The sequence below is a fragment of the Micromonospora sp. TSRI0369 genome (assembly GCF_001905625.1).
Lineage (GTDB): Bacteria > Actinomycetota > Actinomycetes > Mycobacteriales > Micromonosporaceae > Micromonospora > Micromonospora echinospora_A.
In genome coordinates this window covers 366,027-383,074 of the sequence record NZ_LIVU01000004.1, presented here as the reverse complement: position 1 = coordinate 383,074, position 17,048 = coordinate 366,027, and the positions used below count along the sequence as shown (strand labels likewise).

16 protein-coding genes and 1 riboswitch are annotated in these 17,048 nt (G+C 74.6%); of the genes, 10 read left to right on the top strand and 6 right to left on the bottom strand.

The features are described from left to right. Window positions 1-3 precede the first annotated feature (3 nt). On the bottom strand, window positions 4-1,233 hold the full coding sequence (locus AMK25_RS14680) for a hypothetical protein (RefSeq protein WP_241826362.1): 1,230 nt from the start codon (window positions 1,231-1,233) through the stop codon (window positions 4-6). A gap of 125 nt (window positions 1,234-1,358) precedes the next feature. Here AMK25_RS14680 and AMK25_RS14675 point away from each other — a divergent pair, with 125 nt between their 5' ends. Genes AMK25_RS14675 through AMK25_RS14665 form a run of 3 tightly spaced genes read left to right on the top strand, consistent with a single transcriptional unit; the run spans window position 1,359 to window position 4,686 of the window. Then, window positions 1,359-1,964, top strand: coding sequence for a class I SAM-dependent methyltransferase (locus AMK25_RS14675; protein WP_073829340.1), 606 nt, complete (start codon window positions 1,359-1,361; stop codon window positions 1,962-1,964). A 41-nt stretch (window positions 1,965-2,005) separates the two neighbouring features. Further along, window positions 2,006-3,685 carry an ABC-F family ATP-binding cassette domain-containing protein gene (locus AMK25_RS14670; protein WP_073828934.1) on the top strand — a complete coding sequence of 560 codons (1,680 nt, stop codon included), beginning with the start codon at window positions 2,006-2,008 and terminating at the stop codon, window positions 3,683-3,685. Between the two features lie 38 nt (window positions 3,686-3,723). Then, window positions 3,724-4,686: an aldo/keto reductase gene (locus AMK25_RS14665; protein ID WP_198937522.1), complete on the top strand. Its 963-nt coding sequence runs from the start codon at window positions 3,724-3,726 to the stop codon at window positions 4,684-4,686. Between the two features lie 446 nt (window positions 4,687-5,132). Here AMK25_RS14665 and AMK25_RS14660 read toward each other — a convergent pair whose 3' ends face one another. Continuing rightward, window positions 5,133-6,044 (bottom strand): DUF559 domain-containing protein, encoded by a 912-nt coding sequence (locus tag AMK25_RS14660; RefSeq protein WP_073828932.1) that lies wholly within the window; start codon window positions 6,042-6,044, stop codon window positions 5,133-5,135. Between the two features lie 119 nt (window positions 6,045-6,163). Next, a riboswitch (TPP riboswitch) is annotated at window positions 6,164-6,275 on the top strand. Between AMK25_RS14660 and thiE the strand changes: the two genes are divergently transcribed. From thiE to thiC, 7 genes are all read left to right on the top strand, one after another. After that, a complete protein-coding gene (gene thiE, locus AMK25_RS14655; protein ID WP_073828931.1) occupies window positions 6,270-6,896 on the top strand; it encodes a thiamine phosphate synthase in 627 nt (208 codons plus the stop codon). (Overlaps the previous riboswitch by 6 nt.) Beyond that, complete coding sequence (gene thiO / locus AMK25_RS14650; RefSeq protein WP_073828930.1) at window positions 6,890-8,020, top strand: glycine oxidase ThiO; 1,131 nt, start codon at window positions 6,890-6,892, stop codon at window positions 8,018-8,020. The genes thiE and thiO overlap by 7 nt, the downstream gene beginning before the upstream one ends. Beyond that, window positions 8,011-8,211, top strand: coding sequence for a sulfur carrier protein ThiS (gene thiS, locus AMK25_RS14645; protein WP_073828929.1), 201 nt, complete (start codon window positions 8,011-8,013; stop codon window positions 8,209-8,211). The genes thiO and thiS overlap by 10 nt, the downstream gene beginning before the upstream one ends. A 5-nt stretch (window positions 8,212-8,216) precedes the next feature. Continuing rightward, window positions 8,217-8,990 carry a thiazole synthase gene (locus tag AMK25_RS14640; protein ID WP_073829339.1) on the top strand — a complete coding sequence of 258 codons (774 nt, stop codon included), beginning with the start codon at window positions 8,217-8,219 and terminating at the stop codon, window positions 8,988-8,990. Between the two features lie 62 nt (window positions 8,991-9,052). Further along, a complete protein-coding gene (locus AMK25_RS14635; RefSeq protein WP_073829338.1) occupies window positions 9,053-9,805 on the top strand; it encodes a thiamine phosphate synthase in 753 nt (250 codons plus the stop codon). Beyond that, window positions 9,802-10,590 carry a bifunctional hydroxymethylpyrimidine kinase/phosphomethylpyrimidine kinase gene (gene thiD / locus AMK25_RS14630; protein ID WP_073828928.1) on the top strand — a complete coding sequence of 263 codons (789 nt, stop codon included), beginning with the start codon at window positions 9,802-9,804 and terminating at the stop codon, window positions 10,588-10,590. The genes AMK25_RS14635 and thiD overlap by 4 nt, the downstream gene beginning before the upstream one ends. A gap of 17 nt (window positions 10,591-10,607) precedes the next feature. Continuing rightward, the gene (gene thiC / locus AMK25_RS14625; RefSeq protein ID WP_073828927.1) at window positions 10,608-12,191 is read left to right on the top strand and encodes a phosphomethylpyrimidine synthase ThiC; all 1,584 of its coding nucleotides are present in this window, start codon (window positions 10,608-10,610) and stop codon (window positions 12,189-12,191) included. A gap of 44 nt (window positions 12,192-12,235) precedes the next feature. On the opposite strand, the gene AMK25_RS14620 is transcribed toward thiC, so the two are convergent. The 4 genes from AMK25_RS14620 to AMK25_RS14605 all read right to left on the bottom strand — a co-directional run bounded on the left by AMK25_RS14620 (window position 12,236) and on the right by AMK25_RS14605 (window position 17,044). Further along, on the bottom strand, window positions 12,236-14,926 hold the full coding sequence (locus AMK25_RS14620) for a hypothetical protein (protein ID WP_073828926.1): 2,691 nt from the start codon (window positions 14,924-14,926) through the stop codon (window positions 12,236-12,238). A 74-nt stretch (window positions 14,927-15,000) separates the two neighbouring features. After that, window positions 15,001-15,309, bottom strand: a complete 309-nt coding sequence (locus tag AMK25_RS14615; RefSeq protein WP_073828925.1) for a cupin — start codon at window positions 15,307-15,309, stop codon at window positions 15,001-15,003. Then, window positions 15,306-16,256 (bottom strand): LLM class F420-dependent oxidoreductase, encoded by a 951-nt coding sequence (locus AMK25_RS14610; protein ID WP_073828924.1) that lies wholly within the window; start codon window positions 16,254-16,256, stop codon window positions 15,306-15,308. The genes AMK25_RS14615 and AMK25_RS14610 overlap by 4 nt, the downstream gene beginning before the upstream one ends. A gap of 2 nt (window positions 16,257-16,258) precedes the next feature. Beyond that, window positions 16,259-17,044 (bottom strand): ABC transporter ATP-binding protein, encoded by a 786-nt coding sequence (locus AMK25_RS14605; protein ID WP_073828923.1) that lies wholly within the window; start codon window positions 17,042-17,044, stop codon window positions 16,259-16,261. Window positions 17,045-17,048: the final 4 nt, after the last annotated feature.

Sequence of the window (17,048 nt, the reverse complement as noted above, 5' to 3'; positions counted from 1 at the left end):
AGGTCAGTCGGTGCCCCGCTGACCGGCGCTGTCCTCGGCCGAGTCGGCGTCCGGCTGTCCGGCCGTTCCACTCGCCGCGCGAAGGTCGAGCACGCCCCGGTTCAGGTGCAGCTCGATCAGGTCGTACATGATCTCTCGGGCGGTGGCGTCGTCGCTGCCAATGCGTTCCCCGTCGGCGCGGGTGACCAGGCAGAAGGCGACGTAGTGGCCGCGTACCTGCCAGGCGACCCGGGCCGCGGCCCGCTCCACCGCCTCGGTGTCGTCGCCCGCCGCCATGCCACGGAACCGTCCCTGCCGCTGGTCGAGCAGCGGCCGGATGCGGTCGCGTACCCGCTGGGCGGTGGCCACGTCGGTGAGGTTGAACAGGCCGGCGGTGACCAGGTGGTCGCCGTCGGGGGAGCGGAGCGTCCCCCGCACGACCTGGTTGCAGCCGAGCCGGACCAGCAGGTCGGCGATCTCGCCGGTGGCCGCGACCTGGCACTTCGTGCTGGCCTGGGTCTTGAGCACCCGGTAGGCCGGCTTTCCGTCGGTGACCACCAGGTCCTTGGCCGGGAAGACCTCCTTGGCGGTGAGCGCCGCCTGGTCGGTGTCCCGGGAGTCCAGGTCGGTCCCGCCGGACGGGGCGCTCGACTGGCTCGGCTGCGGCGTCGGCTGGCCTGTCGGCGGCGTGGTGGTGCGTTCGTCGAGCAGCGCGGCGACGGCGAGCCCGGTGAGTGAGAGCAGGAGCAGCACGGCGGCGCCGCCGACGAGCGCCTGCCAGAACCGGCTGCCGCCGTTACGGCGGTCGGCGCGCCGGGTCCGGGGCACCTCGGAGACGTCACCGGCGCGGGTGGTCGGGCTGGTCGGGATCGGCACGGCCTGCCGGGTCGCGGCCGCCGGCACGGGCGCGGGGGCGGGCGGTGCGGGCTGCGGCACCGGGGAAGGCGCCGGGGGTGGCGCGGGCCGCCCCGGTGTCGGCGCCGGGGCCGGCGGTGCCGGAGCAGGGGCGCGGGCGTCGTCGGCCACCCGTTGCTCGTCGGGTCCGGCCGGCGGCAGGGCCGGCTGCTCGGGCGGTCCGGCCGGCGGCAGGGCCGGCTGGGCGGCGGGACGGGCCGGTGGCGGCAGCGACGGCGTGGGAAAGCGGGAGCGCGACGGACCCGCGGGCGGCGGCGCGGCTGCGGGCCCGGTCGGGGCCGACCCGGGCTTCGGGTACTCCAGGAAGGCATCCTCATCGGACTCGTACCGGTACACCATGTGGCATAGAGTAGGACTGATTGTCCCTTTCAGGGGTAATATCGGGAAATTCTGGCGGAGTGGCGTCCCACTCCGCCCACGACACCGTCGCCGGAACCGTTCCGGCCCGGTGCGACAATGCCGACGTGACCGGCGACCATTACTTCACCGCTGAGCCAACGGCCCCGGCGCGTCCGCGCGAGGTCGAGTTCACAGTCGGCGGGCGCGACTACACGCTCGGCTCCGCCGCGGGCGTCTTCTCCGCCGACCGGCTCGACCCCGGCACCGCGGTCCTGCTGCGCAAGGCCGAACTGCCGGACGCCGACGTCACCGGCGCGCTGCTCGACATCGGCTGCGGCTTCGGCCCGATCACCTGCGTCCTCGCCACGTTCGCGCCGAAGGCCACGGTCTGGGCGGTGGACGTCAACGAGCGGGCCCGCGCCCTCACCACCGCCAACGCGGCCCGGGTCGACGCCGCCGACCGCGTCCACGCCGTCGCGCCCGACGAACTGCCGGACGACGTCACCTTCACCCAGATCTGGTCCAACCCGCCGATCCACATCGGCAAGCCGGAGCTGCACGGCCTGCTGCTGCGCTGGCTGCCGCGGCTCACCCCGGACGGCGTCGCCTGGCTCGTCGTCGCCCGGCACCTCGGCGGCGACTCGCTGCACCGCTGGCTCGTCGAGCAGGGCTGGTCAGTCGAGCGGCACGCCAGCCAGAAGGGCTACCGGGTGCTGCGGGTCACCCGGTAATCCGGTGTCGTCCACCGGCCCCGCTCGGGCAGGATGCCCGCGTGGGATACGTGGACGTGGCAGGGGTCGGGCACATCCTCCCGGACGGACGGGAGCTGTTCGCCGACGTGTCGTTCCGCGTCGGCGAAGGCGCCAAGGTGGCGCTCGTCGGCCCGAACGGCGCCGGCAAGACCACGCTGCTGCGGATGGTCGCCGGTGACCTGCCGGTGAAGACCGGCGCGATCGCCCGCTCCGGCGGACTCGGCGTGATGCGGCAGTTCATCGGCATGATCGGGGACGAGTCCACGCTCGCCGACCTGGCGCTCTCCCTCGCCCCGCCGGCGCTGCGCGACGCCGGGCGGCGGCTCGCCGAGACCGAGGCGGCCATGCGGACTGCAGAGGTCCGCGGCAAGTACAGCTCCACCGCCGCCAAGGCCCAGCTCGCGTACGCCGAAGCGCTCGCCGCCTGGGGCGAGACCGGCGGGTACGACGCCGAGGTGCTCTTCGACACCGTTGCCACGATCGTGCTGGACCTGCCCTGGGACAGCGCTCGCGACCGGCCGGTACGCACCCTGTCCGGCGGCCAGCAGAAGCGCTTCGCCCTGGAGTTGCTGCTGCGCGGCCCGGACGAGGTGCTGCTGCTCGACGAGCCGGACAACTTCCTCGACGTACCCGGCAAACGCTGGCTGGAGGCGCGGCTGCGCGAGTCGGCCAAGTCGGTGCTCTACGTCTCACACGACCGGGAACTGCTGGCGCAGACCGCCGACCGGGTCGTCGCGGTGGAGGGCGGCAGCGCCTGGGTGCACCCGGGCGGCTTCGCGAGCTGGCACGACGCCCGGTTGGCCCGCCACGCCCGCCTCGACGAGCTGCGCAAACGCTGGGACGAGGAGCACCAGAAGCTGCGCGAGCTGATGCTGATGTACAAGCAGAAGGCCGCGTACAACGACGGGATGGCCTCCCGCTACCAGGCGGCGCAGACCCGGTTGCGCAAGTTCGAGGAAGCCGGGCCGCCGCCCGTACCCCCGAAGGACCAGGACATCCGGATGCGCCTGACCGGCGGGCGGACCGGCAAGCGCGCGGTGATCGCCGAGCAGTTGGAGCTGGACGGCCTGACGTACCCGTTCGACCTGGAACTCTGGTACGGCGACCGGGTCGCGGTGCTCGGCGCGAACGGCACCGGCAAGTCGCACTTCCTGCGCCTGCTGGCCCGGGGCGGCACCGACCCGGAGCCGGGCAACACCCCCGTCGACGGCGCCGCCGCGCTCGCGCCCGTCGCGCACGGCGGCATGGTCCGGCTCGGCGCGCGCGTGCGGCCCGGGCACTTCTCGCAGACCCACGACCGGCCCGAGTTGATGGCGAAGACGCTGGTCGAGGTGCTGTGGCGCGGCGACGAGCACCGGGCCGGCATGGACCGGCACGCCGCCATGGCGGCGCTGTCCCGGTACGAGCTGGCCGGTCAGGGCGACCAGCGGTTCGGCACGCTCTCCGGCGGTCAGCAGGCCCGCTTCCTGGTGCTGCTGCTGGAGCTGTCCGGGGCGACGCTGCTGCTGCTCGACGAGCCCACCGACAACCTCGACCTGGCCTCGGCCGAGGCGCTGGAGGCCGGGCTGACCGCGTTCGAGGGAACGGTGGTCGCGGTCACCCACGACAGGTGGTTCACCCGTACCTTCGACCGGTTCGTGCTGTTCCGGGGCGACGGTGACGTGGTGGAGACTCCGGAACCGGTCTGGGACGTGGGCTGAGCCGCTCCCCGGGTGGGCGCCCGGGGAGCGGGCATAGGGTGGATCTCGTGAGTGAGATGACCTATCGTCGGCTGGGCGACTCCGGGCTCGTGGTGTCCGTGGTCGGCATCGGCTGCAACAACTTCGGCCGCAAACTCGACATCGACGGCACCCGGGCGGTGGTGGACGCCGCCCTCGACGCCGGGATCAACTTCTTCGACACCGCGGACATCTACGGCGAGCCGCAGGGCGCCTCCGAGGAACTGCTCGGCCAGGCGCTCAAGGGCCGCCGCGACGACGTGGTGGTGGCCACCAAGTTCGGCATGGACATGCACGGCGCGAACGGGCCGGACCACGACGCCCGGGGCGCCCGCCGCTACATCGCCCGCGCCGTCGAGGCGTCGCTGCGCCGGCTCGGCACCGACCACATCGACCTCTACCAGATGCACGAGCCCGACCCGGGCACCCCGATCGATGAGACGCTCGCCGCGCTCGACGACCTGGTGACCGCCGGCAAGGTCCGCTACCTCGGCAACTCCAACTTCGCCGGCTGGCAGATCGCCGACGCCGACTGGACCGCGTCGTCGCAGGGGCGTACCCGGTTCATCTCCGCGCAGAACCACTACTCGCTGGTGGAGCGCGGGGTGGAGGACGAGGTGATCCCGGCCTGCGAGCGGTTCGGCCTCGGCATGCTGCCGTTCTTCCCGCTCGCCAACGGGCTGCTCACCGGCAAGTACAAGCGGGGCGAGGCGCCCCCGTCCGGCAGCCGCCTGGCCGGTGGCGGCCGGTACGCCGAGCGGCTGGCCGCCGCGCGCTGGGACGTCATCGAGGCGATCGAGGCGTACGCGGCCGAGCGCGGGATCAGCATGCTCCAGGTGGCCATCGGTGGGCTGGCGGCGCGTCCCGCCGTGACGTCGGTGATCGCCGGCGCGACCACCCCCGAGCAGGTGAAGGCCAACGCCGAAGCCGGAACGTGGCAGCCGTCCGACGAGGACCTGGACGCCCTGGACGCCATCCTCTGACTGCCCCTGCCGGTTAAACGCGCCCGCCCGCGCGCGCGTTGGGGCCCGCTTGCGGTTGGTCCGCCCGTGTTCGGTCCGCTCGCGCGTCGGGCCGCGCCTTGGGTCCGCTCGCGCGTTCGGTCCGCCCGTGTTCGGCCCGTCCGCGCGTCGGGGGTGCGCCCGCTTGTCAGCGTGCGAGCGTCGGGGCTTGCCCCGAGCGGCGGCGTGCGCCCACCGGGGCCCGCTCGCGCGGAGGCACCCATGGCGTTCCACCCCGAGGCAGCGCTCACGATGGGTGGAACGGTATGGGTGTCAAAAGGGCCTTGAGACACCCATGGCGTTCCACTCGCGGCTGAATCTAGCGACGGGTGGAACGCCATTGGTGTCTTCGGGCGGCGGCCTTCTGACGCCCGTGGTGTCTCGGGCGGCCCGGCAGCGGGCTGCGGGCTGCGGGCTGCGGGTGCGGGTCAGCGGTTTGCTGCGGTGGCACGACGTTCTGCCAGGGCCTGGCGTACCAGGGCGACAGTGGCGTCGGGCCGGCGTAGCACGTCGTCGGCGGTGAACCGGAGTACGAGCCACCCGGCCGCGCGCAGCGCGTTCAGGCGTGCCACGTCCCGCCGGAAGTGAGCCCGCTCCCGGTGGTGGTCGCCGTCGTACTCGACCGCGAGGCGGAGTGCCGGCCAGGCCAGGTCCACCCGGGCCACGAAGCGTCCGCCGGCGCGTACCTCGTGCTGGGCGGTGAGCGGGCCGAGACCGGCGTCGAGGAGGAGCAGCCGCAGCCGTGTCTCCATCGGGGACTCGCTCAACGGCTCGGCCAGCGCCAGCACCTCGCGCAACAGCGGAGCGCCCGGCCAGCCCGGCCGGTCGGCGGCGTACGCCCGCAGGACGGGCAGCTTCACGACCCGGCGACGCAGTAGCACGTCGACGGCGACCAACGCCTCGGCGAGTGAGCCCTGTCGACCCAGGTCGAACGCGGTACGCAACGGGGTGGTGACCGGCAGAGCGCCGACGAGGGTGCGGTCCCGCTCCGGCAGCGGCGACCGGACCAACCGCAACCGTGGGTGCGGTCGCAGTCGAGCAGCAGTCGGCAGCAGCGCGGTGACCGGCGCGTCGCGGGTGAGCACGTCCGCGCCGAACAGCCAGGCGGCGCTGCGCCCTGCCAGCACGCCACCCGGAGGCAGGCGCAGCGCCACCGCCTCGCACCACATCCGGTGGTCGTCGGCGCGGTATCCGTCCCGGTGCACGTACACGTCCGGAAGCAGGCGGATCCACGTCGGCCCGCGCAGCATCGTCCAGGTGAGCAGCCCTTCGGAGACGGCGTGGCCGCCGCGGAACGGCAGGATCGCAAGGCGGCGCGGAACGCGGGCGGGAACGGACATCCGGGCAGCGTGTCGTGACGGGACGGTCACCCGCTGTCCCGGACCGGAAGGTGAACGCTTTCCTGGGAAAAACCTCACCTGGGCTTCCGTACGGGCGGGAGGCGTCGTACGGTAGGCCGCAAGTGACCCACGGGAGCCCGGTGCGGACCGGGCTGAGAGGGGGGCTGGGAGCCCCCGACCGTCGAACCTGATCCGGGTAATGCCGGCGCAGGGAGGAGCGTTGCCGTGCTGTCCCTGGGACGACTGCATCTCATCACCGACACCCGGCCGGGGCGTGACCCGCTCGCGGTGCTGCGTGCCGCCCTGCCGGTGGCCGGCGCCGAACTCGTCGTGCAGGTGCGCGTCGAGGACGACGCGACCGACCGGGAGGCGTACGAGCTGGCCCGGCTGGTGGTCGACGCCTGCCGGCCGTACGGGGCGCGGTGCCTGGTGAACGATCGGCTGCACGTGGCGCTCGCGGTGGGCGCCGCCGGTGGCCACGTCGGCGCGGACGACCTGCCGGTGGCCGCCGCGCGCCGGGTGCTCGGCCCGGACGCCGTGCTCGGCGCGACCGCCCGGGAACCGGTGGGCGCCCGCGCCGCTGTGGACGCCGGCGCCGGCTACCTGGGTGTGGGCCCGTGCCACGTCACCACCACCAAGTCCGGCCTGCCGGAACCGATCGGCCCCGAGGGGATCCGCGCGGTCGCCGACGCGGTGACCGTGCCGGTGATCGCGATCGGCGGGGTGACCGCCGCGAGCGTGCCGGAGCTGCGGGCCGCCGGGGCGTACGGGGTGGCCGTGGTGGGGGCGCTGAGCGGCGCAGCCGATCCCGCGCACGCCACCGCCGAGCTGATGCGGGCGCTGACGTGTTAAGAGGGGGCCCTTCCTCTACCGGAGGCGTTAACAGGGGGCCCTTCCTTACCGACGTGGCGGTGGTGGGGGGCGGGCCGGTGGGGTGGGCGATCGCGTGGCGGTGCGCGCAGCGCGGACTGCGCGTGGTGGTGCACGACGGCCGGCCCGGGTCGGGCGCGTCGTCGGTGGCCGCCGGGATGCTGTCGCCGGTCGCCGAGGCGTACTTCGGTGAGCGCGAGCTGACCGGGCTGCTCGTCGAGTCGGCCGCCCGCTGGCCCGGCTTCGCCGCCGAGCTGACCGAGGCGAGCGGCGTCGACATCGGGTACCGCACCGAGGGCACGCTCGTTGTCGGGCTCACCGCCGACGACCTGGCCGAGGCGGGGCGGCTGTGGTCGTACCAACAGGGGTTGGGACTGCCGATCACGCCGCTGCGCCCCTCGGAGCTGCGCGACCGCGAACCGGCGCTGGCGCCGCGTGTGCGCGGCGGCGCGGTGGCCCCCGGCGACCACCAGGTCGACCCGCGCCGGCTGGTCGCCGCGCTGCGCACGGCCGCGGAACGAGCCGGCGTGGAGCTGCGCCCGGCGCGCGTCGGCGCGCTGTCCGAGGTGGATGCGCGGGTCACTGTGGTCGCGGCCGGCTGCGGCGCGGCGGAGCTGACCGGCCTGCCGGTCCGCCCGGTGAAGGGCCAGGTGTTGCGGCTGCGCGCGCCGGGTGGCGGCCCGCCGGGCTTCCGGCACGTGATCCGGGGGTACGCGGACAGCGAGTCGGTCTACCTGGTGCCCCGGGACAGCGGCGAGGTCGTGGTCGGGGCGACAGTCGAGGAGCGCGCGGACACCGCTGTCACCGCCGGTGGCGTGCTGACACTGCTGCGCGCCGCCACGGAACTGGTGCCGGAACTCGTCGAGTACGAGCTGGCCGAAGCCGTCGCCGGGTTGCGCCCCGGTACGCCGGACAACGCGCCGATCATCGGGCCGCTGCCCGGGCGGCCGGGTGTGCTCGCCGCGACCGGGCACCACCGGCACGGCATCGTGCTCACCCCGGTCACCGCCGACCTGGTCACCGAGCTGATCGTCACCGGCGAGCCGGATCCCGCGCTCGCCCCCTTCACCCCGGACCGCTTCGGGAAGGAGCGCACGTGGAACTGATCGTCAACGGCACGGGCCGGACGCTGCCCGACGGTGTCACGGTCGCCGAGGTGGTCCGCACCGTCACCGACCGGGAGCGCGGGCTCGCGGTGGCGGTGAACGGCGAGGTGGTGCCGCGCGGCGGCTGGTCGGCGAGCGTGCTGCGCGACGGCGACCGGGTCGAGGTGCTCAGCGCCACCCAGGGCGGGTGAGCAGCATGTCCACGTTGGAGATCGGCGGGTTCGAGTTCGGCTCCCGGCTCATCCTCGGTACCGGTGGCGCGGCGAACCTGCACGTGCTGGAGCAGGCGATCCGGGCGTCCCGCACCGAGCTGGTCACGCTGGCGCTGCGCCGGGTGGACACCACGCCCGGCGGGTCGGGCGGCCTGCTCGACCTGGTGGAGCGGTGCGGCGTACGGCTGCTGCCGAACACGGCCGGCTGCCGTACCGCTGTGGAGGCGGTGAAGACGGCGCACCTGGCCCGGGAGGCTTTCGACACCGACTGGGTGAAGCTGGAGGTGATCGGCGACGAACGCACGCTCCTGCCCGACGGGGTGGAGCTGCTGCGCGCCGCCGAGGAACTGGTGGCGGACGGGTTCACAGTGCTGCCGTACACGTCGGACGATCCGGTGCTGGCGCGGCGGCTGGCGGACGTGGGTTGCGCGGCGGTGATGCCGGCCGGGTCGCCGATCGGCTCCGGGCTGGGCATCGGCAACCCGCACCACATCCGGCTGATCCGGCAGGCCGTCGACGTGCCCGTGGTGCTCGACGCGGGCATCGGCACCGCCTCCGACGCCGCGCTGGCGATGGAGCTGGGCTGCGACGCGGTGCTGCTGGCGAGCGCCGTGACCCGGGCCGCCGACCCGGTGGCGATGGCCACCGCGATGCGGTACGCGGTCGAGGCGGGCCGCCTGGCGTACGGCGCGGGCCGCATCACCCGCCGCTTCCACGCCCTGGCGTCCACCCCCGACGACGGCCGCCCCGACCTGTGACCGCGTCACGCGTTGCAGATCTTGGTACGGAGGCGCCCCCGGAGGGGCGGCCGCGTACCAAGATCCAGGGCGGGCCGAGCGGCGTCGTGGTGCTCACCGATCGGCGCCTCGCTCGGGGGGCGCTCGTCGACGTGTGCGCGGGTGCCGTGGGTGGGGGAGTGCGGTGGGTGGTGTTGCGGGAGAAGGACCTGCCGCGCCCCGAACGCCTCGCGCTCGCCGTCGATCTGCGCGCGATCCTCGCCGAGGCGGGCGGCACGCTCGTCGTCGCCGGGCCGGACCCGCTCGACGGGGACGCGGTGCACCTGCCGGCCGCCGGCCCGTACCCGCCGCCGGCCGTCGACCTGGTCGGCCGGTCCTGCCACGACACCGCCGAGCTGGCCCGGCTCACCACCGAGCACTACGCCACCCTGTCCCCGGTCTACGAGACAAGAACGAAGCCCGGCTACGGCCCGGCGCTGCGGCCGGCCGGACTCGCCGAGCTGGTGAAAGTCAGCCCGGTCCCGGTGCTCGCACTGGGCGGCATCGAAACGGCAGCTCAGGTAGCGGCCTGCGTAGAGGCAGGCGCAGCAGGAGTAGCAGTCCTGGGAGCCATCATGCGCGCCCAGGAGCCGCGAGAAACCGCCACCACGCTGGTCAGAGCCTTCCAGGAGGCGGCCACCCCCTTGACGTGCACCCACCCCGCGCGACCCGACGAAGGCCCGCACGCGACAGGGCTGCGGCCGACCGTGCCCACGGAGGGATCAAGCCTGACCGCCCGGAGTGGGCACGGTCGGCCGCAGCCCTCAACCGCAACCACCGGTGGAGGAAAGCAGTGACGCCGAAAACAGTTCTCACCGTGGCAGGATCCGACTCCGGAGCAGGAGCAGGCATCCAGGCCGACCTCAAGACGTTCGCCGCGCTCGGGGCGTACGGCACGAGCGTGCTCACCGCCGTCACCGCGCAGAGCACGCGGGGCGTGGACGCCGTCCTGCCGTTGCCCCCGCAGACGGTCCGCGACCAGATGGACAGCGTGCTCGGCGACTTCGACGTCCGGGCCGTGAAGACCGGGATGCTCGGCACCCCGGCGGTCGCCGACGCGGTGGCCGAGGCGGCCCGGGCCGGGCGGCTGCCGCACCTGGTCGTCGACCCGGTACTGGTCGCCACCAGTGGGCACCGGCTCGGCGTCGTCGAGGCGGTCGAACGGCTGCTGCCGTACGCGGAGGTGGCGACGCCGAACTGCGCGGAGGCCGCCGCCCTCACCGGAGGCTCGGTGGGCACCGTCGAGGAGATGGTGGCGGCGGCCGAGGCGCTGGCGGCGCGCGGCCCGGCGTTCGTGGTGGTGACCGGCGGCGACGTGGACGCCGACGGCGAGTCGGTGGACGTGCTGTCCGGCGGCGGGACGACGCGGCTGCTGCGCGCGCCCCGGGTGGACACCCGGCACAACCACGGCACCGGCTGTTCGTTCTCGGCCGCCGTCGCGGTCCGGCTGGCCGCTGGCGACGCGGTGCCGGTCGCGGTGGCGGCCGCCAAGGAGTACGTCACCCGCGCGCTGACCGGCGCGCGGACCTGGGAGCTGGGCGCGGGACGCGGCCCGCTGGACCACTTCGGCTGGTCCGCATGAGCGACAGGGAGGCTCACATGCAGGCACGTCGCAAGGTGTACGTGGAAGGGTCGCGGCCGGACATCCGGGTGCCGTTCGCCGAGGTGCCGCTGACCGGGGACAACCCGCCGGTACGGCTCTACGACACGTCCGGCCCCGGCTCCGACCCGGAGGTGGGGCTGCCCGCGCTGCGCGGGCCGTGGATCGCCGAGCGCGGTGACGTCGCCCCGGTCCGCGGCGCCGGCACGCCGCTGGCGGGGACCCGTCCGACGCAGCTCGCGTACGCGCGGGCCGGGATCGTCACGCCCGAGATGGAGTTCGTGGCGATCCGGGAGTCGGTGTCGCCGGAGTTCGTCCGGGACGAGATCGCGGCCGGGCGGGCGGTGCTGCCGCTCAACGTCAACCACCCGGAGTGCGAGCCGGCCATCATCGGCAAGGCGTTCCTGGTCAAGGTCAACGCGAACATCGGCACCTCGGCTGTCACCTCGTCGGTGGCCGAGGAGGTGGAGAAGCTGACCTGGGCGACCCGGTGGGGCGCGGACACCGTGATGGACCTGTCCACCGGCAAGCGCATCCACTCCACGCGCGAGGCGATCGTGCGGAACGCGCCGGTGCCGATCGGCACGGTGCCGATCTACCAGGCGCTGGAGAAGGTCGGCGGCGACCCGGTGAAGCTGAGCTGGGAGGTGTTCCGCGAGACCGTCGTCGAGCAGGCGGAGCAGGGCGTCGACTACATGACCGTGCACGCCGGGGTGCTGCTGCCGTACGTGCCGCTGGCGGTGGACCGGGTGACAGGCATCGTCTCCCGGGGCGGCTCGATCATGGCGGCCTGGTGCCTGGCGCACCACGAGGAGAACTTCCTCTACACGAACTTCGCCGAGCTGTGCGAGATCCTCGCCCGGTACGACGTCACGTTCTCCCTCGGTGACGGCTTGCGCCCCGGTTCCATCGCGGACGCCAACGACGAGGCGCAGTTCGCCGAGCTGCGTACGCTCGGGGAGCTGACGAAGATCGCCTGGGAGCACGACGTCCAGGTGATGATCGAGGGCCCCGGGCACGTGCCGATGCACAAGATCAAGGAGAACGTGGACCTCCAGCAGGAGTGGTGCCACGAGGCCCCGTTCTACACGCTCGGGCCGCTGACCACCGACATCGCGCCCGCGTACGACCACATCACCTCCGCGATCGGCGCGGCGATGATCGGCATGTTCGGCACCGCCATGCTCTGCTACGTCACCCCGAAGGAGCACCTCGGGCTGCCGGACCGGGACGACGTGAAGGCGGGCGTGATCGCGTACAAGATCGCGGCGCACGCGGCCGACCTGGCCAAGGGGCACCCCGGCGCGCAGGCGTGGGACGACGCGCTCTCCAAGGCCCGGTTCGAGTTCCGGTGGGAGGACCAGTTCAACCTGGCGCTCGACCCGGAGACCGCGCGGTCGTACCACGACGCGACGCTGCCCGCCGAGCCCGCGAAGACCGCGCACTTCTGCTCGATGTGCGGCCCGAAGTTCTGCTCCATGAAGATCACGCAGGAGCTGAAGGAGTACGCGGCGCGGGGCATGCGCGGAAAGTCGGAGGAGTTCGTCGCCGGCGGCTCACGGGTCTACCTGCCACTGGCGTGAGCGGGGCCGGGGCGGGCCGTCCAGGCCCGCCCCGGGGCCGCCTCTCAGTCGCGGTGGTGCCGCCCGGTACGCAGCGAGCGGGCGTCGTCGGCGTTGTCGTCCGAGGCGAGACCGGCGACCCAGTCCACGTACTCGTCGTCGGCCGCGTCGCCGGGCTCGGCCGTACGGTCCGCCGGCTCCGGTTCCACCTTCGCCCGGTTGCGCCGGAACAGGCCGCGCCGGGCCTTCGGCTTTCCGGCCGGCGCGTCGGCGTCGTCCGGTCCGGCGTGCCGCCCGCGCCGGGAATCCGTCTCCGCCTCCGCAGCGCTGGCCTCCGGCAGCGCGGCATCCGCCTCGCCCGGTGCGGCCTCCGATCGGGCGACGGGCCTCCCCGCCTCCGGCCGGGCGAGCGGCCCCGCCGGGCGGGCGTTCGTGGCGAGCGCGTCCCAACCGGTGCTCGCGCCCGGCTCGGGCAGGCCCCGGTGCCGGGGACGCTGCGCCGGCTCGGCCGGGACAGCCGCGTCCACGCCGTCCCGGGCCGGTGCGTCCGGTTCGGTGGTGGCGCGCTGCGGGCGGGCCGCCGGGGTGATCGGCCAGGCCGGGCGTACCTCGCCGGGCGCGCTGGTGACGTCCTCGAACATCGAGAACCGGGGCCGGGCCGGCGGGACCGGCGCCGGGGCGTCGAAGAAGAAACTGCGTCCGGAGGGTGCGACATCCCCGGTGGGGGAGTCGGTGCGAGGAGCCGGGCCGCCGAGGGAAGCGTCAGGCGTGCCGGGACGGCCCGGCGCCGAGGTGACGCTCGCGTCGTCCCGGCCCGCCGGTGGGATCGGGGCGGTGTCCGTGGCCTCCGGGGTCTGCCCGCTCGGCGTCGTCGGCGCGGCGTCGGTGTGGCCGTTCGGCGTCGTCGGCGCGACATCGGCCGGGTCGGATCCGGGGGAGGCCGGTACGCCGGCGCGCGGTCCGGTCTTCGGGGTGCGGGGACGCCGGGAGCGGGTGGAGCGGCCGGTTCCGGCACTGGACTCGGCCGGTGGTGCGGCGGGGGTGTCGCTGTCCGCGGCGGCCGGGGCCGATCCGGCGAGGGTGCCGCTGTCCGCGTCGGCCGGGGCCGATCCGGCGAGGGTGCCGCTGTCCGTACGTGGGCCGGGAACGTGGCCCTCGGCGGTGCCGCCGGTGGCCGGTGACGCGTCCTTCGAGGCGGTGCCCGCACCGGCGTCCCCGGCGCGGGGCGCTGTGGTCTCGTCTGCCGGTGACGCCGATCCGTCGGGCGTCCCACTGGCCCTGCCGGCGCGGGTACGGCGCGGCCGGGTCACCCGTGGCGCGGGCGCCGCCGCTTCCTGAGCCGGTTCCGGCGCTGCGTCGCCGGTCCCGGAGGGCGCGGAGCCGTAGCCGGTGGCCGGGGCGGCTGCGGAGGTGCCCTCGCTGTCCACGGGGGTGACCGCGGAGATGTCGGAGGCGCGGTCGGCCGTGGCTGTGCGGTCCGTGGCGGCTACTTCGCCGGTGCTGTCCGGATGTGCCGTGCCCCGAACCGGGCCCGGGCGGCCCGCGGCGAGGACGTCGATGGCCGAGGTCCGGCGCCCCGGGGGCAGCAGACCCGGCATGGGCTGGCCGTGGCTCACCTCGACCACGGCCGGGCGGTCGCCCGCCGGCTGTCCCGTGACAACGGCCGGCTGATCGGTGGCGGTCAGACCCGGGACGGCCGGCTGATCGGCGGCGGGAAGGCCGGTACCGCCAGGTGTCGCCGCCGTGGCCGAGCCGCCGGCCTCCGGCCAGTTCCAGTGCGCCGGCGCGGCGGCGCCGCTCGTCACCGGAGGCGCGGGCGGCGCGGCCGGTACGCCCGGAGCGGCCGAGTGCGGCAGCGGCGCGAGGATGTCGGTGGCCTCGACGGCGTCCGGATCGCCGCCGGCGGTGACCGGCCGGGGCAGCATCGTGGTGGCGGTCGAGCCGAGCGCCCCGGCGACGACAGCGATCAGCGCGCCGTAGTAGGGCGCGATCTGGTACCTGTCGGTCGCCGCGCCCGGGCCGGCGGTCAGGTAGGCGAACGCGACGAGCACCGGACCGGCCGCCCCGGCCGCGCCACCGACCAGCGGCGGCCACCCGGCCCGGCGGGCCAGCACGCCGACCGCGCCACCGGCGAGCAGGGCCAGCGTGGGCAGCAGCAGCATGGACAGGCGCTGGGCGGCCGCCGCATCCAGCCAGGACGGTTCGAGGACACCGAGCCGGACGGTGGCCAGCGGACGGTCCGAGACGATCGTGGGCGCGACGGACAGCAGCGCCAGCAGCCAGACGATCCCGGCGGTGATCGCCACACCCCAGCCGAACGGCGGCTTCAGCAGTACGGCGATCGCCGCGCCGGCGCCGACCACCGCGCCGAGCGCGGCGCAGACGCCGGCGGCCCAGACCGGGTCGACGGACCCGGCCAGCTCGGCCGCGCGGGCCGGTTGCATGCACAGCGGGGCGACCACTGTCGCGCCCAGCGCGCTGACGCCGGCGATGGAGAGCAGTTCGGTGGTGCCGCCGGGGAGGTCGTCCTGGCGGGCGAAGCGCTCGGTGAGGACGGCTCCGGCGACCGTCGCGACCACGGCGAACCAGCCCACCCAGACGAGCTGGGCGGGCCACCTGTTCACCGAGGCGTCGACGAACGCGCCGTCGAGGCGGACGACTCCGAAGCCGTACGCGATGCCCAACTGGCCGGCCCCGGCCAGTACGCTCACGCCGAGCGCCGTGAGCAGCAGCCTGCCCCACGTCCGAAAGGCCATGTCCGGCACGTTACGGCCCGGTGCCCCCGATCGCCACCTTGCCGCCGCGCGGCGCGGCGAACCTGCCGGCGTGGCTACTTCAGCTCGACCAGGCGGGCGAGGTAGGTGGTGTCGCCGACGTTCGTCAGCATGTGCACCGCGCCCGGATCCCGGTAGACGACGCCGCCGGTCGGCTCGTCGGCGTCGATGGTGGCGCCGTCGATCGTCTGCACCACGTTCTTCGCGCCCTGGATCGCCACCACCAGGTACGGGTGGTCGTGGCGGTGCAGCGGCTGTCGCTCACCCGGCTCCAGCCGGATGTGCCAGACCCGTACCCGGTCGTTCTCGTACACGATCTCCTGGCCCACCGGGCCGAGTTCGAGGTCGGCGGAGAGTTCGGTCATCGCGGTCCGTCCAGTTGGGGGAGCACCTCGGCGGCGATGAGCTCCACGTGGTCGAGGTCGTCGAAGTCGATAAGGCGCAGGTGGACCCGGGTGGCCCCGACCGCGGCGAACTCGCCGATCCGGTCGACGAGCTGGGCGGGGGAGCCGACCACCGGGTCCTCCGGCGGCAGCGCGCTGGTGACGTGCAGCGGGGCGGCCCGGCGCTGCGCCTCGGCGTCGGTGCGTCCGATCGCCACCACGATGCCGGCGGAGAGCGTCAGCGGGGCCCGGCCGGAGGCGTCCCGGCCGGTGCGGTCGCACGCCTCCCGGACCCGGTCGTACGCGGAGGCGGTCTCGGCCACGCTCTTGAACGGCATGTTGAACTCGTCGGCGTAGCGGGCGGCCAGCTCGGGCGTGCGCTTCGGTCCCCGGCCGCCGACGATCACCGGCGGGCCGGGCTGCTGCACCGGCTTGGGCAGCGCCGGCGAGTCGGCCAGCCGGTAGTGCTCACCGGTGAAGCTGTACGTCTCGTCGGCCGGGGTGCGCCACAGGCCGGTGACGATCTCCAGCTGCTCGGCGAGCCGGTCGAAGCGCTCGGCGACGGGCGGGAACGGGATGCCGTACGCGGTGTGCTCACGCTCGTACCAGCCGGCGCCGATGCCCAGCTCGACCCGTCCGCCGCTCATCCGGTCGACCTGGGCGACCATGACCGCCAGCGGGCCGGGAAGCCGGAACGTGGCGGACGTGACGAGCGTGCCGAGCCGGATCCGGGAGGTCTCCCGGGCCAGGGCGGCGAGGGTCAGCCAGGCGTCGGTGGGGCCGGGCAGCGCCGGCTCGTCCCCCATCGCCCGGTAGTGGTCGGCCCGGAAGAAGCCCTCGAAGCCGGTCTCCTCGACCAGCCGGGCGAACCGGAGCTGGTCGTCGTAGTCCGCTCCGCGGTGGGGTTCGGTGAAGACCGAGACCCGCATGGTCACCGTCCTCCCGCCGCGGGTACGCCCGGGGCGTCCCGCTCCATCAGCAGTTCGTGCAGCTCGGCGCTGATCCGCGCGACGTCGGCCAGGTGTGCGTGCCGGCCGAGCGTGCGGGGCCGGGGGACGTTCACCTCGACCACCTCGCGGATGCGGCCGGGGCGCGGGCTGAGCACGACGACCCGGTCGGCGAGCAGCACCGCCTCGTCGATCGAGTGGGTGACGAAGACGATCGTGGCCTTCGTCTCCATGTGCACCCGCTGGAGTTCGCCGGAGAGTTCCTCGCGGGTGAGCGCGTCGAGCGCGGAGAACGGCTCGTCCATGAGCATCACCCGGGGTGAGCCGATGAGCGACCGGCAGAGCGAGACGCGCTGCTGCATGCCGCCGGACAGCTCGTGCGGGAGCCGCTTCTCGAAGCCGCTCAGCCCGGCCATCTCCAGCAGCTGGCGGGCGCGGTCGCGGTGCTCGGCCCGGCGCCAGCCGAAGATCTCCACAGGCAGCAGCACGTTGTCCAGCACCGTGCGCCAGGGCAGCAGCGCCGGTCGCTGGAACAGCATGGCCACGTCGCGGCGGGGCCTGGTGATCGGCGTACCGGCCACTGTGATCTCGCCGCCGCTGACCGGGAGCAGGCCGGCGATCATGCGCAGGAGCGTGGACTTGCCGCAGCCGGACCGCCCGAGTACGGCGACGAACTCGCCTTCGGCGACGTCGAGGTCGATGCCGCGCAGCGCCTCCACCCGCCCCGAACGGCCGTCGAAGGTGCGGGACACCCCGGACAGTCGGATCATCTCC

Excerpts from the sequence above, each read along its gene's own strand:
- AMK25_RS14680 (WP_241826362.1), bottom strand. The coding sequence starts at position 1,233 with ATGGTGTACCGGTACGAGTCCGATGAGGATGCCTTCCTGGAGTACCCG.
- AMK25_RS14660 (WP_073828932.1), bottom strand. The coding sequence starts at position 6,044 with ATGTCCGTTCCCGCCCGCGTTCCGCGCCGCCTTGCGATCCTGCCGTTC.
- AMK25_RS14640 (WP_073829339.1), top strand. The coding sequence starts at position 8,217 with ATGTCCACGTTGGAGATCGGCGGGTTCGAGTTCGGCTCCCGGCTCATC.
- thiC (WP_073828927.1), top strand. The coding sequence starts at position 10,608 with ATGCAGGCACGTCGCAAGGTGTACGTGGAAGGGTCGCGGCCGGACATC.
- AMK25_RS14620 (WP_073828926.1), bottom strand. The coding sequence starts at position 14,926 with ATGGCCTTTCGGACGTGGGGCAGGCTGCTGCTCACGGCGCTCGGCGTG.
- AMK25_RS14615 (WP_073828925.1), bottom strand. The coding sequence starts at position 15,309 with ATGACCGAACTCTCCGCCGACCTCGAACTCGGCCCGGTGGGCCAGGAG.
- AMK25_RS14610 (WP_073828924.1), bottom strand. The coding sequence starts at position 16,256 with ATGCGGGTCTCGGTCTTCACCGAACCCCACCGCGGAGCGGACTACGAC.
- AMK25_RS14605 (WP_073828923.1), bottom strand. The coding sequence starts at position 17,044 with ATGATCCGACTGTCCGGGGTGTCCCGCACCTTCGACGGCCGTTCGGGG.